Source organism: Lysinibacillus sp. GW247-5R2A (genome assembly GCF_059424475.1).
Map to the genome: position 1 here is coordinate 219,112 of NZ_JBWKZL010000002.1, position 14,960 is coordinate 234,071.

16 protein-coding genes and 1 riboswitch are annotated in these 14,960 nt (G+C 39.3%); of the genes, 7 read left to right on the forward strand and 9 right to left on the reverse strand.

Annotated elements, in window-relative coordinates; genetic code table 11:
• The first annotated feature begins 75 nt into the window (after positions 1-75).
• Genes AC07YC_RS04700 through AC07YC_RS04715 form a run of 4 tightly spaced genes read left to right on the forward strand, consistent with a single transcriptional unit; the run spans position 76 to position 4,723 of the window.
• Positions 76-1,620: a spore germination protein gene (locus tag AC07YC_RS04700; protein ID WP_494918529.1), complete on the forward strand. Its 1,545-nt coding sequence runs from the start codon at positions 76-78 to the stop codon at positions 1,618-1,620.
• 27 nt (positions 1,621-1,647) lie between these two features.
• Positions 1,648-2,847, forward strand: a complete 1,200-nt coding sequence (locus AC07YC_RS04705) for a Ger(x)C family spore germination protein (RefSeq protein ID WP_494918530.1) — start codon at positions 1,648-1,650, stop codon at positions 2,845-2,847.
• 4 nt (positions 2,848-2,851) lie between these two features.
• Positions 2,852-3,085 carry a hypothetical protein gene (locus AC07YC_RS04710; protein ID WP_008178745.1) on the forward strand — a complete coding sequence of 78 codons (234 nt, stop codon included), beginning with the start codon at positions 2,852-2,854 and terminating at the stop codon, positions 3,083-3,085.
• Between the two features lie 33 nt (positions 3,086-3,118).
• Positions 3,119-4,723: a GerAB/ArcD/ProY family transporter gene (locus AC07YC_RS04715; RefSeq protein ID WP_494918531.1), complete on the forward strand. Its 1,605-nt coding sequence runs from the start codon at positions 3,119-3,121 to the stop codon at positions 4,721-4,723.
• Positions 4,724-4,778: 55 nt separating this feature from the next.
• Here AC07YC_RS04715 and metA read toward each other — a convergent pair whose 3' ends face one another.
• A complete protein-coding gene (metA, locus tag AC07YC_RS04720; RefSeq protein WP_372428260.1) occupies positions 4,779-5,714 on the reverse strand; it encodes a homoserine O-acetyltransferase MetA in 936 nt (311 codons plus the stop codon).
• A gap of 98 nt (positions 5,715-5,812) precedes the next feature.
• Positions 5,813-5,922: riboswitch (SAM riboswitch) on the reverse strand.
• 202 nt (positions 5,923-6,124) lie between these two features.
• Between metA and AC07YC_RS04725 the strand changes: the two genes are divergently transcribed.
• Positions 6,125-6,496 carry a nucleotide excision repair endonuclease gene (locus AC07YC_RS04725; RefSeq protein ID WP_494918532.1) on the forward strand — a complete coding sequence of 124 codons (372 nt, stop codon included), beginning with the start codon at positions 6,125-6,127 and terminating at the stop codon, positions 6,494-6,496.
• A 46-nt stretch (positions 6,497-6,542) separates the two neighbouring features.
• Here the strand turns inward: AC07YC_RS04725 and AC07YC_RS04730 are convergent, their stop codons facing one another.
• Positions 6,543-6,926 carry a hypothetical protein gene (locus tag AC07YC_RS04730; protein WP_494918533.1) on the reverse strand — a complete coding sequence of 128 codons (384 nt, stop codon included), beginning with the start codon at positions 6,924-6,926 and terminating at the stop codon, positions 6,543-6,545.
• A 21-nt stretch (positions 6,927-6,947) separates the two neighbouring features.
• Positions 6,948-7,730, reverse strand: coding sequence for a TrmB family transcriptional regulator (locus AC07YC_RS04735; protein ID WP_494918534.1), 783 nt, complete (start codon positions 7,728-7,730; stop codon positions 6,948-6,950).
• Positions 7,731-7,856: 126 nt separating this feature from the next.
• Here AC07YC_RS04735 and AC07YC_RS04740 point away from each other — a divergent pair, with 126 nt between their 5' ends.
• A complete protein-coding gene (locus AC07YC_RS04740) occupies positions 7,857-8,627 on the forward strand; it encodes a TSUP family transporter (RefSeq protein ID WP_036216353.1) in 771 nt (256 codons plus the stop codon).
• Between the two features lie 43 nt (positions 8,628-8,670).
• Here AC07YC_RS04740 and panF read toward each other — a convergent pair whose 3' ends face one another.
• Together panF and AC07YC_RS04750 are read right to left on the reverse strand one after the other, a co-directional pair.
• Positions 8,671-10,116 carry a sodium/pantothenate symporter gene (gene panF, locus AC07YC_RS04745; RefSeq protein ID WP_494918535.1) on the reverse strand — a complete coding sequence of 482 codons (1,446 nt, stop codon included), beginning with the start codon at positions 10,114-10,116 and terminating at the stop codon, positions 8,671-8,673.
• Entirely contained in the window at positions 10,116-10,379 is a 264-nt protein-coding gene (locus AC07YC_RS04750; RefSeq protein ID WP_036126127.1) for a YhdT family protein, read from the reverse strand. Before AC07YC_RS04750 ends, panF begins: the two co-directional genes overlap by 1 nt.
• A gap of 165 nt (positions 10,380-10,544) precedes the next feature.
• Here AC07YC_RS04750 and AC07YC_RS04755 point away from each other — a divergent pair, with 165 nt between their 5' ends.
• Positions 10,545-11,153 (forward strand): DUF6241 domain-containing protein, encoded by a 609-nt coding sequence (locus AC07YC_RS04755; protein ID WP_494918536.1) that lies wholly within the window; start codon positions 10,545-10,547, stop codon positions 11,151-11,153.
• A 107-nt stretch (positions 11,154-11,260) separates the two neighbouring features.
• On the opposite strand, the gene AC07YC_RS04760 is transcribed toward AC07YC_RS04755, so the two are convergent.
• The 4 genes from AC07YC_RS04760 to phaZ are packed head-to-tail and all read right to left on the reverse strand — an operon-like array spanning position 11,261 to position 14,953.
• Positions 11,261-11,815: a short-chain dehydrogenase gene (locus tag AC07YC_RS04760; RefSeq protein ID WP_494918537.1), complete on the reverse strand. Its 555-nt coding sequence runs from the start codon at positions 11,813-11,815 to the stop codon at positions 11,261-11,263.
• A gap of 17 nt (positions 11,816-11,832) precedes the next feature.
• A complete protein-coding gene (locus tag AC07YC_RS04765; RefSeq protein WP_494918538.1) occupies positions 11,833-13,311 on the reverse strand; it encodes a class I adenylate-forming enzyme family protein in 1,479 nt (492 codons plus the stop codon).
• A 15-nt stretch (positions 13,312-13,326) separates the two neighbouring features.
• The gene (fabG, locus tag AC07YC_RS04770; protein ID WP_336634515.1) at positions 13,327-14,058 is read right to left on the reverse strand and encodes a 3-oxoacyl-ACP reductase FabG; all 732 of its coding nucleotides are present in this window, start codon (positions 14,056-14,058) and stop codon (positions 13,327-13,329) included.
• Positions 14,042-14,953: an intracellular short-chain-length polyhydroxyalkanoate depolymerase gene (gene phaZ, locus AC07YC_RS04775; RefSeq protein ID WP_494918539.1), complete on the reverse strand. Its 912-nt coding sequence runs from the start codon at positions 14,951-14,953 to the stop codon at positions 14,042-14,044. The genes fabG and phaZ overlap by 17 nt, the downstream gene beginning before the upstream one ends.
• Positions 14,954-14,960: the final 7 nt, after the last annotated feature.

A 14,960-nucleotide genomic window follows, 5' to 3' on the forward strand; every position in this document is an offset into this window, starting at 1 on the left:
TTCTTTTTTTCGTTTATCTCCGCACAAAGTTGTCCATTCTATAAATAATGAACATCCTTTTGAGGAGGAAAACACATGTCCATATCAAACAAGATCGATCCCTCCCCATCCCTTACAACGGACGATTTACTCAATACTTCCCTTGCCAAAAATATAAAAGTCATTCAAAACACTCTCGGTCATAGCAATGACATTATTATTCGAGAAATTACGATTGGTGAAGCTGAACCCCATCGACTGGCCATTATTTCCATTGATGGCTTATCCGATAAAACGATGATTTCGGATTCAGTGATTGATAAATTAATGGCGAATCTTGAGGAAGAACAAGAAATTGAAATTACTACCATTAATCAATATGTTCGAAGTTCCTATTTAACTGTTGGTGATGTGATGAATATCGAACATTTTACATCACTGTATTATGCCATCCTTAATGGTGAGACCGTTATTTTATTAGATGGCTTTGCGGAAGGCATCGTAACAAGCACGAAAAGTGCAAAAGATAGAGCTGTTACAGAGCCATCAACTGAATCCGTCATTAGGGGACCTCGAGAGTCCTTTACTGAAACTTTGCGTACGAATACCGCACTCATTCGACGCAAAATAAAAAGTCCAAATCTTTGGATTAAGTCCCGAGTCATAGGTGAAGTGACACAAACTGATGTCGCTGTGATGTATATACATGGTATCGCCAGTGACAAAATTGTTGCGGAGGTGTTAGCGCGGTTAGATCGCATTAATATCGATGGCATTTTAGAAAGTGGGTATATTGAGGATTTTATTCAAGATTCTAAAAATACCATGTTTCCAACCATTTACAACTCAGAACGGCCAGATGTTATTGCTGGTGAATTATTAGATGGGAAAGTGGCGATTCTAGTAGATGGTACCCCCTTTGTATTAGTGGTGCCTGCATTATTTACTTCCTTTTTGCAATCAGCAGAAGACTACTATCAACATTGGATGATTAGTTCCCTCATTCGTATTTTACGTTTCTTTGGTATTAGTTTGGCATTGGTAGCACCATCTCTCTATGTTGCGATTACGACGTTTCATCAAGAAATGCTACCGACGGCCATGCTAATTAGTATCGCCTCACAACGAGAAGGCGTGCCCTTCCCTGCCGTAGTGGAAGCACTTATTATGGAGCTTGCCTTTGAGATACTACGAGAGGCAGGGCTTCGAATGCCGCGAACAATCGGTCCAGCTGTGTCCATCGTAGGTACGCTGGTAATTGGCCAGGCAGCGGTAGATGCCGGTGTTGTCTCGGCTGTAATGGTTATTATAGTGGCATTAACGGCCATTTGTAGTTTTTTATTCCCTGCTTATGGTTTGTCCAATACGATTCGTGTACTGCGCTTTCCATTAATGATCTTAGCTGCTATGTTTGGTCTTTTTGGAGTTATGTTTGGCATTATTATCATTATTCTTCATTTATGCAGCATTCGTTCATTTGGTGTACCGTATTTAAGCCCGTTTGCTCCTTTAATTTTACAGGATCAAAAAGATGCATTTTTATTGCTTCCTCGTAGACGTTTATTAACACGTCCACGTTTAGTCAATCAGAAAAACGTTGTTAGAGGGCATAAATATGTCCCAAGAACAGGTCGGAAATAAAACTACTGAACAAATGAGGAATAAAATATGGCAAAAGTAAAAGCAATCTGCTTACTATGCATCCTCACTTTACTGTTAAGTGGTTGCTGGAGTAAGCGTGAATTAAATGAATTAGCCATTGTTGTAGCGCTTGGTATAGACAAAGTAGATGATGAGTATGAGATTACCGTTCAAATAGTTGATCCTAGTGAGGTTTCCATGCGACAAGCTTCCACTCAGCGCTCCCCTGTTGTCAGCTATCATTCTAGAGGGGAAACAATTTTTGAGGCCATCCGCAAAATGACGACCATTGCTGCACGGAAGCCATATTTTGCCCATCTACAGGTAGTCGTTTTAGGTGAAGATCTCGCTAAAGATGGAATCAGTGATTCATTAGATTTAATTGCACGAGACCATGAGTTTAGAAAAGATTTCGATGTCATCATGTCTTATGAGGCTACAGCTAAGGAAGTGCTAAATGTTCTCACACCTATCGAAAAAGTTCCTGCTAATAAAATCTTAAACTCCCTCAAAGTTTCTGAAAAAGTTTGGGGCTCTACTATTGCTATTAATATAGACGAATTGGTCACAAGGCTCAGTGAAAAGGACAATGGGGCTTTGATTTCTGCGATTGAAGTTCATGGGGATAAACGGTTAGGGGCCGACCAAACAAACGTCCAACGTGTTAAAACACCTGTGTTGTTAAAATATGCAGGATTGGCCATCTTTAAAGGAGATCAATACATTGGTTTACTGTCAGAGGGTGAAAGTAAAAGTATTAGTTTCCTCAGTGACAAAATACAAAGTACGATTGAAATCGTCACCTGTCCAAAGCAAGGTACACTCTCAACTGAGATTACGAAATCCTCCACAAAAGTAAAGGGGTCATTTAAGAATGGGAAACCGCAAATTGATGTCCAAATAAATGTGGAACAAAATGTAGGAGAGGTCGAATGTGATATCAATCTAACGAAAAATAAAACGGTGGATTATATCAATAAAAAAACAGCACAAGGCATTGATGAACGTATTGAAAAAACATTAGAGAAAATACAGCAACAATACCAAGTGGATGTCTTAGGTTATGGTGAAGCCCTCCATCGTGCAGATGCAAAACAGTGGAAAAAAATCAAAAAGGATTGGTCAACCATCTATCCTGATCTACCAATCCATGTTCATGTAAAAGTAACGACACAAGGTTTAGGAACAATGCAAAATTCATTATTAAAAAAGCCAAAGGAGGGATAGTGGATTGGTACTAGCAATAGCCATCTTAATCATTTCAATCATTATTGCGATACTATATATCCCGAAACTCAAAAAGCAACAAGAGACCAAAACCATTCTTGTTTTTTCAATCCTATTACTAATTGGAACAGCGCTTAATATGGGCATTGCTCTCAAAATAAATATCCCGAGTCCTCTAGATTTTATAACCTTTATTTTTACACCAATTAAAGATTTTATCGTTTCACTCACAAAATAGTAGACACATCGTCATGAATTGGAGGACACTTATATGGAAAAAGAAGTAATTAGTTCAAGACAATTTACAATTATCACATTCCTCCTTTCTATCGGTACTGCCATATTAATCATCCCTTCAAGTATTGCAAGCTCTAGTAAGCAAGATGCGTGGATTGCTGCAAGTATTGGTGTTGTCCTTAGTTTGCTTGTTGTGAAATTATTTGTGACGTTAGGGGACCAAACACCGACACTGAATTTTATTGAAGCAAATGAAAAACTTCTCGGGCGCTTTTTTGGAAAAATCACAGTGGTGGGCTTCCTTTCTCTTACCCTATTTGCGGGAGGAGAATTACTGTATTTTATTGGTGCTTTTATGAAAACAGAGGTAATGCCAGAGACGCCTACTATGGCATTTGCCTTGTTGTTTATTATTATAATTATGTATGCTACCTATTTAGGGATAGAAAACTTTGCTCGTTCAGCAGAAATACTTTTCCCTATGTTTGTCTTAATTTTTATTTTCTTTGTTGTAAGTATCACCCCACAAATTAAGTTTGAAAATATACAACCGATTATGGAAGCATCCAAAACATCCATCTTATATAGTATCATACGCTTTGTAAGTGTCTTTTCTTTTTCGTTAGTTATGTTATTAATGATTTACCCTGCTAGTGTCAATGTCCAGCAATCCTCAAAGAAAGGATTTTACATAGGCATGCTTCTCGGTGGATTTGTTCTAGTAACATTGATTACTCTATCTATTTTAGTATTAGGGCCAGCCAACACGGCTTCGCGTACTTTCCCTAGTTATGCCCTAGCACAAAGAATCTCTATCGGAAATTTTTTACAGCGCATTGAAATTATCATGGCTTTTATGTGGATTGTATCCATTTTTATTCGAACGTTTATGTACTTCTATACAACTGTTGTCGGGATTGCACAAATTATGAAATTGAAGGATCACCGTCCACTTATCCTACCAATGGGTATTATTATGGTCGGACTTTCGCAAATTGTTCACCCAGACATCGTCCATTCCAACATTTATAATGATGAGATTTGGCCAATTTATGCATTTGTTTGCACCATATTATTACCCATACTTCTACTCATTGTAGCTGTTATTCGTAACCGAAAATCACAAGGTAATTCGACTGAAATGGGTCATGCGGATTCTAATCAGGGGCAAATGACTGATGCGAGTAATGCGAATTCTAATCAAGGTAAGCAAACGAAACCGGAAAATACGGAGTCCAATCAAGGCAATCAGACCAAACCTTATAATACGGAGTCCAATCAAGATAATCAAACCAAACCTGATAATACAGATTCCAATCAGGAGAATCAGACGAAACCTGTTAATACGGATTCCGATCAAGATAATCAGGCTAAACCTGCGACTATGGATTCCAATCAAGATAATCAGACTAACGATGCTAATACAGATAGCACTCAAGACAATCAGGCGAAACCAGATAATACAGTTTCCAATCAGGAAAAAACAGATAATCCAGTCTCTACTAAAGACAATCAAGATAAATCTGCTACGTTGAATTCCAGCCAAGTGATTCAGTCTGAAGCTGGCAACGCTACATCCAAACAGGACGACCAGGCGCCACCGGATAAAACGAGTTCTGACAAGAAAAATCTAGAATAACAAAGTCTAATTTCTTCAAGCTACTTAGCGAAGAAATTAGACTTTTTAGTGTTATTTAAATATGATATTCAATTTCGTCCACAAAGTCCCATTCATATGGTGTCTCTTGGTATACGTAGTAGTTCAACCAGTTGGAGAACAATAAATGCGTATGGGCACGCCATGTATTCATCGGTGCCTTTGCGGGATCATCATTTGGGAAGTAGTTTACTGGAACGTCTATATGGATGCCCTTGGCAACATCGCGACTGTATTCATCGGCTAATGTTGTTGCATCATATTCTAAATGACCAGTAATCATAATGTTTTTATTATCTTTTGATTGCACAATAAACACACCCGCATCCTCTGAATAGGACAATAAGCGTAACTCTGGATGATTGCGAACCTCGTCAATCGAGACAGATGTATAGCGAGAATGAGGGGCTGTAAATAAATCACTAAAGCCTCGTACTAAATCTACTGTTAAATCAGTAATCACATGAGAATACACGCCGGAGCATTTAGCAGAAAGCTCGACCTTTCCAATCCCATAATGATGATATAACGCAGCCTGTGCCCCCCAACATATATGTAGCACGGATGTCACATTCTTTTTGGACCAATCCATAATTTCAGCAATTTCCTGCCAATAGTTAACCTCTTCAAACGGCATTTTTTCTACAGGCGCACCCGTAATAATCATACCATCATAGCGTCGATGACGAATTTGGTTAAACGTTGTGTAAAATAATTGTAAATGAGATTTACTGACATTTTTAGATTCATGAGTAGCCGTGTTTAAAAAAGTAATATTCACCTGTAATGGCGTATTTCCTAGTAATCGTAGTAATTGTAGCTCCGTTTTTTCTTTTTCGGGCATCAAATTTAAGATTAATATATTTAATGGACGTATTTGCTGTGTTCTCGCACGGTCCTCTTCCATCACGAAGATTTTTTCCTCACGTAAATGTTCTCCAGCAGGTAAATTTTTCGGAATATTAATTGGCATCTTGCGTTCCCCTCTCTTTTTTTGCTCCTTTTTCGAAAAAATTAAAAAATCCTCCACATTCCATATGAGATAGAATGAGAAGGATTTTTTCACGTTCACTCTTATCTCTCAAAGGAAAAACCTTTGCTGGAATTAGCACCTTTCTAACATTTGTTAGAGGTTGCTGAAGCGTCATCGGGCCAAATCCCTCTGCTTCTCTTGATAAGATTATTTAATTATCTTGAATTGTAACATGGACTAGTTAGAATATCAATAATTCATAGAATATTTTGTTATTCCTATGCATGTTCTCCCATCATTTGATAAACACTAAGCTTGCTGTATATGGTTATTCTACATGAAATTTTATGGTAAACATGCCGCTATTATGTTACCATATATCTTTAGTAATAGAGAGGAACGTGAATACTTTGATTAATATTGAATTTCCAAAACCAGATGTAGTCATTCGCCAACGCGAACAAGATGTAAAACCAGGTGATGTCCCAATTACACCATACTTTGGTTTCATCGACTTCCACAAAATCACACGTGATAAAGGCGGCATTTTCTTATTCTACAATGAAAAGAATGAGCTATTATTTGTCGGTAAAGCACGTAAAATTCGCCAACGCGTTAAAAAACATTTTGAAGACAATGTATCTCCGATGAAAAACTATCGTGACGAGGTCTTCAAAATTGAAATCTATGAAGTAGAAGATCCTATGGAACGTGAAATTTATGAAACGTATGCGATTAATACGTTCCGCTCCAAATACAATGTAGATAAAGTATTTTATTAATATCAACAAAAACCGAAATCTCTTTTTTAGGGATTTCGGTTTTTTATTACATCCTAGTCATGCGATCTATCGGCATGCTTTGGTCGTTAATATATAGTTCAATAATCGTCAGCTCCGGGCTTTTGTTGATGGCATAGACATACGGTTGAGCTTCTTTCTTTTGCTCGCTTCCTTCCTTGAAATGAATGACTAACCGATCTTCATGAGCTGCCACACTTGCTAGCACATTTCCTTTCGAAAACATGACAAGATAGTACGTCATGTCATCTTCATACAATAACTGAATTCTGTCTTGAGCTATAATATGCTGTTGGATATGGTCAGGAACGATGGTTAGCTCCTGAATCTTAGGTGGAACTGGCAGCGGTGCAGAATCACACCCGCCAAGCCATAATACATAAAATAATACTGGCAACATCCATTTTTTCAAGATGCTCCCCTTCCCTTATAGCTACTCTAAGAAAAATGCTTTACGTTCTTTAGCGATCCAGTCCTCAAGCTCTTTATCATCACGCTTCACTAGTCGATTGATAAGAACATCATGCCAAACATAATCCTCTAATAAATAAATATGGACAGGATCATTCGTTATAAAAGCGGTTTCCTGGTTCGACGGCGAGTGACCATAAATCATTTCTTGTCCATCAACCGATAAAATAAACCAATGGGGTGTAGAAGTCTTTCTCGTATAATGAGTGGCTCTGTGCTGATCGATAGATGCCAGATGTTCCCCGACATATAAGGTAATGCCATGCACCTCTACATGCTGTGATACCCCTTCGATATCCTCGCGTAAGGCATCGTACATATCTTCCCACATCGATAGGATGATTTTTGTCTCTGCTTTTTTTAATAAGGTTTGACAATAATGGATGATTGCCTGCTTCCCTTTTAGCATTAACACTTTAGGTTCTGCTTCCTGTTCTTTCGTTTCTAATTTTTCTAATTGATCACTAATCGACGTAAAATTCGATTGCCAGCGCTGTTGAATTTGCTGCAAAAACATTTCGACAGGAATAGAGGAATATGTCGTTTGATCCGCCGTTTCCTCTTTCAGTACGAATCCCTTTTCAACAAGACCATTTAATATGTCATAGATTCTAGCTCTTGGTATCCCAGAGTTTTTGCTAACTTGGTAGGCACTGACATGACTATTTTGTACGAGTGCTGTATAGGCCTTTGCCTCATATTCTGTCAATCCCAGTTCTTTTAATTGGGCGATTAATTCATTCATATCATCCCTCCATATTTTTATTATAGGCTACTATTGTGAACATTTGCCAATGAAAAAATTAGGCTTTACAGCACCGAATAAATTAGTTACTATTTCAGTAGTAACTAATTAAAAAGAGGTGTAAGCATGGTTTTTGATGTGGATGTACATATTTTAATACTATTAATTTCCTTTGGATTTCTGGCAGCATTTATCGATTCTGTCGTTGGTGGTGGTGGTTTAATTTCCTTACCAGCCTTATTGTTTGTTGGCTTAAATCCCGCCGCTGCTGTAGCAACCAATAAATTAGCTGGCGCGATGGGCTCACTCACATCGACCATTTCCTTTTACCGTTCTGGTCAGCTTGAAATTCGATCTGTCCTGAAATATTTCCCTCTCGCCTTCATTGGATCATTATGTGGCGCATGGACTGTTCATTTAATTAACCCAGCCCTATTAAAACCGTTAATGCTTATCATGCTGGCGGCTGTTGGGATTTATACGATCTTTAAAAAGGATTGGGGCGCTGTCTCAACGGTTAAAAATCTATCTAAAACGCACTTATTTTTATTTATGATGCTATTATTTGCTATTGGGTTTTATGACGGGTTTCTTGGTCCTGGTACGGGCTCTTTTTTAATCTTTAGCTTCTTGCTTGTTGGCTTTGATTTTTTAAAGGCGGCAGGAAATGCGAAATTTTTAAATTTGGCGAGTAATGTGGCAGGTGTTTGCATGTTTGCTTACTTAGGTCAAATCCATTATGTATATGGTTTAGTCATGGGGGTTGCTCAAATTGGTGGGGCTATGCTTGGCTCTCGCATGGCCATTCAAAAAGGAAGCGGCTTTGTCCGTACGCTTTTTATCATTGTGACGATGACGCTCCTTGCAAAAAATGCCTACGATTATATGATTCATTAAAAAAAACAACGCCACAGTCAAAAATCTGCGGCGTTGTTTTACATTATATAAGGAAATGCTCGTCCTTAAATTTATGACTAGTAGCAAGACTGACGATTACAAAAATAATGAAGGAAGCTACAATAGGAATCGTCACGGTATGCATACCGAAAACGGTCGGATAGAACCGGTCGATGAAAATATACAAAGCCATACCTGAAATCATTGACGAAATGGCGCCATATTTGTTTGCTTTCCTCCAGTATAACCCGAGAACTACCGTCCAAATAAAGACTGCCTCAAGTCCACCAAATGCAAATAAATTTAACCACACTAATAAATCAGGTGGATGGAGTGCAAAGAGGACAACCGCTAAGCCAATGACCGTTGTCACTATAAAACTGGCACGCTTAATCTCTGCATCACTTGCCTGTGGCTTCATGTAATTTAAATAGATGTCTTTGACAACCGTAGAGCTTACTAGCATGAGCAGTGCATTGACAGTAGACATGGTTGCGGCCATTGGTGCTGCTAAAACAATCCCTGCTAAAAATGGTGGCAGTACCTTCAATGTTAAGAGTGGCATGACTTTATCACCAATATTAATGCCCGGTAGGACAGGTCGTGCTAACACACCGATTAGATGCATCCCAAACATGATCGTCCCGATGGCAATCGTGCCTATAATAATTGCCAAGTGCATACTTTTAGAATCCTTATAACTCATTGCGCGCACGGCGATTTGCGGAAGTCCGACCACACCTACACCAATTAATATCCAAAATGTTGAAACATACAGAGGCGTTAAATCCCCTTCTGCTCCAAATGGAGATACGAAATTGGGATTTTCTGCGACCAGCGAGGTCATAATTTTATCGATGCCTCCACCCGCAATAATAGTACCGATTAATAAAATGACAGTCCCGATAACCATGATTGAGCCCTGTACAGTATCCGTTAAAGCAACCGCTCGGAATCCACCAATAATCACATATACTAACACTGAAATCGCAAATATAAACAATGCTGCTGTGTAGTTTAAGCCAGTTAAAGACTCAATTAAACGGGCTCCCCCTACCCACTGTGCCATCATCGCTGAAAATAAAAAGACAATAATACTAATAGCAGACAGAATGACAATGACATGGCTTTTATAGCGTTCTCGTAAAAAGTCGATAAGCGTAATAGCTTGGTAACGACGAGCAATAATCGCAAATTTTTTCCCTAAAATCATCAGGACAAAATAGCCCGCAGGTAGCTGTGCCATGGCGAGTAGCACCCAGCCGAGCCCCTTCGTATAAGCTACTCCTGGCCCTCCGATAAAGCTACTCGCACTACCATATGTAGCTATCATTGTCATCGCTAGGATAAATCCACCCATTTCTCGACCACCAAGGAAATACTCCTGTAGAAACGAGTTAGAAGAGCGGACATGTTTATTGGCCCATAAACCAATTCCAAAAATAATAATTAAAAATAATAGCAATGGAAATACAACTTGCCAATGCATTAGCGCTCCTCCTCCTCATCTTCAAATGGAACCTCTTTAAAAAAGAGCTTCATAACAATCCAGATGAGCAGGATCATAAAGCCTGTCCCTGCGATACAGCTATAGAAAAACCAAGCAGGAAAGCCCAAAACATACGAATAATTTGCAGGATCCCCTGAACCTAGTCCATAAGCAAAGCCAAACCAAATCGCAAAATTGACAAGGACTAGTCCAATTCCAATAAGCGCCTCCCGATGCGCAATTTTAAAGCGTTGATCTTTCACAAGACAATCCCCCTAACCTTCTCTATTTTACTGATATGTTGGTCTGATGGGAAGAGATGTGAAAAAATAAGCGTCCCTGACTTCACGACAATTTAATCATCAATATATTTACACATTTCATTACACATGCTATGTTGGTAGTAATTGTAAAAGGGGGGATGATAAATGAGATGGATACGAATTGTAGGAATGGTTGTTTTAACCGCGCTGTTAAGCATAAGCGCAACATATTTTGTCATGGACAAGAATTATAAACAAGAAGCCTCTAATAAAGGGACTGACAGTGAATTAAGAAACAGTCCAAAAAAAGAGGTGAAGGAAAAATTTGTATCGACAGTAGATACGAAATTTGGTTGGGAAAACCCCGTATTCTCTATGAGGATTGATGAATGGAAAAGTGGAGATGAACCATTTGTTGGCAATCTAGTAGAAGAAGTACTTCAACAAATGTCGCACCAAAAAATAATTGCTGATGAAAAAGAATCATCCATCATGATTACACCTGAACGAATTGACATATTGCTGCAAATGGTAGAGGAAAATAAAGATGAATACGAACGCAGTGAACAATATTTGGATGTATTAAATCGTTGGAAATTAGGTGATTTTTCTTCTGTAGACCAAGACCATAATGATATGTGGTATCTTCAAGGATCAAAGCAAGGAGGGATGGCTTACGGGATTGCAACAAAAGAACAAGAAATCGATTATATTTTTCGAGTCTTCGCTAAAGAGGTAGTAGAGGTGTTTGGGAGTTCCATTCATACGAACTAAGCAACTAGCTTCTGTATTGTAAATTCTACTAATGGTGAAGGTTTAGCCTATAAAATACAGTAACCCCCGTCTACAAATAGTTAGACGAAGGTTAATTGCCGCAATAATTATGACGGCCGCTTTTCCCAAGGCTGTAATGTGCCAACAATAGTGATAAGACGATTTCGTCGAATTGAATCAATAACACCTTGGGAGATTTCCTCATGGGTAAGCCACCTAGAATGGCCATTTTCAATGATAAAACCTAGCTGTATTTGGTAGTATAAAGCTGAATTAGGCAAATTTAAATTATCTTGAATTCCACTTAGATTCGCACGACTACCTAAGACATGAAATAATTTCCATGGTCCATTACTACAAGGTGAAATTTCACGAACTATACTTTCTAAAGTCCTTCCAGCATATGAATGAATCCACGCAATGACTAAATCAATGGGTCCATTTTGTTCAATTGTTGCCCTTAGTTTCGTCTGTAATAAGGGAATATTACAATAATCAACTACGATTGGCGTTATCTGTGATGGATCTGCTGATTGATGAATGACACTTTCCATACGAAATTCGTTCCGTCCTATCATAGAAACATGAAAACCTTGACCTACTAACCAAAGAGATGTATTTGCTAACATCCCTGTCCCACCAACTACTAATGCGTGTACCATTCATATAACCCTCACTTTTATTCACATGGTGTAGCATCTACAAGCATATGCAAAGCCTTTTTATCAATTTTGCCGACGCTTGTTTTCGGTAATTCCTCTAAGAAAAGGATTTGTTTAGGGATTTTAAAACGACCTAGCTGTTGATGGCACAGATCGTGGAGTTCATCTAAAATGGTCGCCATTTGATGGTGACAGACAATGAAAGCCGTCACGACCTCTCCCCAATAATCGTCTGCTACGCCAATTACGGCAACCTCCTGTACATCAGGATGCTGTAACATACACTGTTCAACTTCCTGAGGATACACATTTTCACCACCCGAGATGATCATTTCTTTTCTACGTCCAACAATAAAGAAATCGCCATCCTCATCCATCATAGCTAAATCGCCCGTTTTTAACCAACCTTCTTGCATAATATTGGCCGTTTCCTGCTTGTTATTCCAATAGAAACGAAACATATGCTTGCCTTTTACCAATAGCTCCCCCACTTCACGAGGTGCACAATTATGTCCAGTAGGTTTGATGATTTTAGCTTCAATGAACTGCATACTTTTCCCAACGGCCCCTTTTTTGGCATAGGCATCCTCGCGAGCAATGAAAAAGTTATTAGGCCCTGCCTCCGTCAAGCCGTAGCCCTCTTTAAAAAATAACCCCTTCCTATAAAATGCATCGTAAATTGGATGAGGACATGGGGCACCCCCTGATAAAAATACTTTCATCGAAGGAAATTGATTTTCCTGAAAATATTTCGAGGCAATCATTGCTTGATACATCGTTGGGACAAAAAGTGAGATCGTTGTTTCATATTGGTTTGTAGCTCGCAGTGCTGCCTCCGCTTCGAATTTATCCCCAATGATAACAGTCCCACCAGCCATCAGTAAGGGGATACAAAGCGCATTTAAGCCACCTGTATGAAACATGGGCATATAATTTAAAGTACGATCTTTGTCGTGCAAACCCCAGCTAATAATTGTATTGATAGCATTCCAATTGACTGACTCAAAGGATAACACGACCCCCTTTGGCCGACCTGTTGTCCCCCCCGTATAAATCATGAGCCAGGGATCATCTACTTCCATCGGTTGCTTATTAACGCTCCCTTTCTTCTCTTGCTCGATACTTTGAAGCGAAAACATTTTGTCTAACACGATTGGACAAGTATCCGCCTCTTCATACAATAAAATTGAAGGGGTAGCATCCTCCAAAATTTGGGTTAGTTCCTCCTTACTCAAACGCCAATTTAACGGCACATAAATGAGTCCGCGCAGCCCACAGGCAAAGAGAACAGCAAAAAGCTGAATATGATTTTTGGCAAAAACTGCGACTCTACTTCCCTTCAAAAGCCGCTGACGCTCGAAAAATTGACACCATTTACTGATTTCCTCACTTAATTGCTGATACGTCCATTGCTCTGCTGTAGCAAGATTAATCAATGCAATGTGGTGAGGTGTTAATGCAGCACGCTTTAAAATCCACGCTTGCTCAACAAACATGTAGAAAACCTCCCATCACATCATAATGGCGCCATCCACATGAAGCGTATGACCATGGACGTAGGAGGCTTCATCAGATGCTAAAAACAAGTAAGCATTTGCAATATCACGAGGAGTGCCCAAACGCTGCAATGGGACGATGGATCGCATTTGAGCAAGGATATTTTCAGGCATTTTCTTTACCATATCGGTTTCTGTAAAGCCAGGGGCAACCGCATTGACATTGATCCCTTTCCGCCCTAATTCCTTTGCCCATGTTTTAGTCATTCCTACAATCGCCGCTTTTGTGGCTGCATAATTCGTTTGACCAACATTGCCATAAACACCACTTACAGAGGATGTATTAATAATTTTGCCACCCCCAGCCGCAACCATATGAGGAATCACTTCCTGTGTACAGTGAAAAACACCTGTCAAATTGACATCTAGCACTTGTTGAAATTGATCCTCCGTCATCTTAGTTAGCATGGCGTCTCTTGTAATCCCTGCATTATTCACTAGAATATCGATACATCCTACCTGTTCAATGACGGTTGCCACTAATTGTTTTACGCTCTCCCGATTCGCTACATCCACCTGTATAAATGTCGCCTTTTCACCTAAATGTTGTGCTGCAGCATTCCCCGCATCATTATCATAGTCAGCAATAACAACAACTGCCCCTTCTTCGATAAAACGCTCAGCCGCCGCATAGCCAATACCATTGGCGGCACCTGTAATAATGGCGACTTTATTGTTTAAGCGCATAATTTCTCCCTCCAATTTCTAAAAAGGTTTCAATTTCAGCTGTCAGCTGTGCGACATCATCCACTAATGGCGAGTGCCCACAATCTTTTAAGCTCACAAATTGAGCCTGCTTGCCCAAATCCTGAAGCAATTCTGCATTCATTTCTTCCGTAATGACTAAATCACGATCTCCTCTTACTACTAAAATGGGAATAGTAAGAAGTAGGGCTTCGTGTGACCCTTTAGCCACCTCATGATCAACTACACTTATATTAAAAGTATTCAGTGCATGATAAACTTCCGCTAAATTTCGCTGTGTCAGCATATCCTCAATATATTCTTCATATTTTTCCTTGCTCGGCTGGTGATGGGTATAAATTAAAGAATTCCACAGTGACTGTAAGCCTTCTCTATTTTTCGTATGATAGAAGCCCTGTACAAGCTTCGTTTTCGAAGTATCTACAAGTACCTCTTCATAGCTATACGCTCTCTTAAATGAGGCAGGATTGCCCGTTCCTAAATCCGTGTAAAATGGATAGCCCCGTGTGGAAGCAGATGCTAGTAAAATCAGTCGCTGACAATAGCTTGGATAATTGGCGGCAAACTGTAGACAGACTGCTCCACCCGTGGACCAGCCAATCATATCAAAGGTTTGTAATTGCAAAGCATCCACAAATAATTTGACATCCTCACTAAAATCTCTGATAGACGAAATAGGCTGATGGTAGGAAGAACCACCAAAACCACGTAAATCAATCGCATAAATCGTAAATTTGTCATCTAAAGCATCCATTAGTAAGTCCCAATGCTTAGAGGAGGTCATATTCCCGTGAACCAGCACTAAAGGATGTACTCCACCCGAACGTTTTCGATAGGCCATCGTTTCCCCATTTGCTAACTGAACCGTTTTTAACATTCTATTT

Coding starts and splice junctions, on each gene's coding strand:
- AC07YC_RS04700 (WP_494918529.1), top strand. CDS start 76: ATGTCCATATCAAACAAGATCGATCCCTCCCCATCCCTTACAACGGAC.
- AC07YC_RS04705 (WP_494918530.1), top strand. CDS start 1,648: ATGGCAAAAGTAAAAGCAATCTGCTTACTATGCATCCTCACTTTACTG.
- AC07YC_RS04715 (WP_494918531.1), top strand. CDS start 3,119: ATGGAAAAAGAAGTAATTAGTTCAAGACAATTTACAATTATCACATTC.
- metA (WP_372428260.1), bottom strand. CDS start 5,714: ATGCCAATTAATATTCCGAAAAATTTACCTGCTGGAGAACATTTACGT.
- AC07YC_RS04735 (WP_494918534.1), bottom strand. CDS start 7,730: ATGAATGAATTAATCGCCCAATTAAAAGAACTGGGATTGACAGAATAT.
- AC07YC_RS04740 (WP_036216353.1), top strand. CDS start 7,857: ATGGTTTTTGATGTGGATGTACATATTTTAATACTATTAATTTCCTTT.
- panF (WP_494918535.1), bottom strand. CDS start 10,116: ATGCATTGGCAAGTTGTATTTCCATTGCTATTATTTTTAATTATTATT.
- AC07YC_RS04755 (WP_494918536.1), top strand. CDS start 10,545: ATGAGATGGATACGAATTGTAGGAATGGTTGTTTTAACCGCGCTGTTA.
- AC07YC_RS04760 (WP_494918537.1), bottom strand. CDS start 11,815: ATGGTACACGCATTAGTAGTTGGTGGGACAGGGATGTTAGCAAATACA.
- AC07YC_RS04765 (WP_494918538.1), bottom strand. CDS start 13,311: ATGTTTGTTGAGCAAGCGTGGATTTTAAAGCGTGCTGCATTAACACCT.
- fabG (WP_336634515.1), bottom strand. CDS start 14,058: ATGCGCTTAAACAATAAAGTCGCCATTATTACAGGTGCCGCCAATGGT.
- phaZ (WP_494918539.1), bottom strand. CDS start 14,953: ATGTTAAAAACGGTTCAGTTAGCAAATGGGGAAACGATGGCCTATCGA.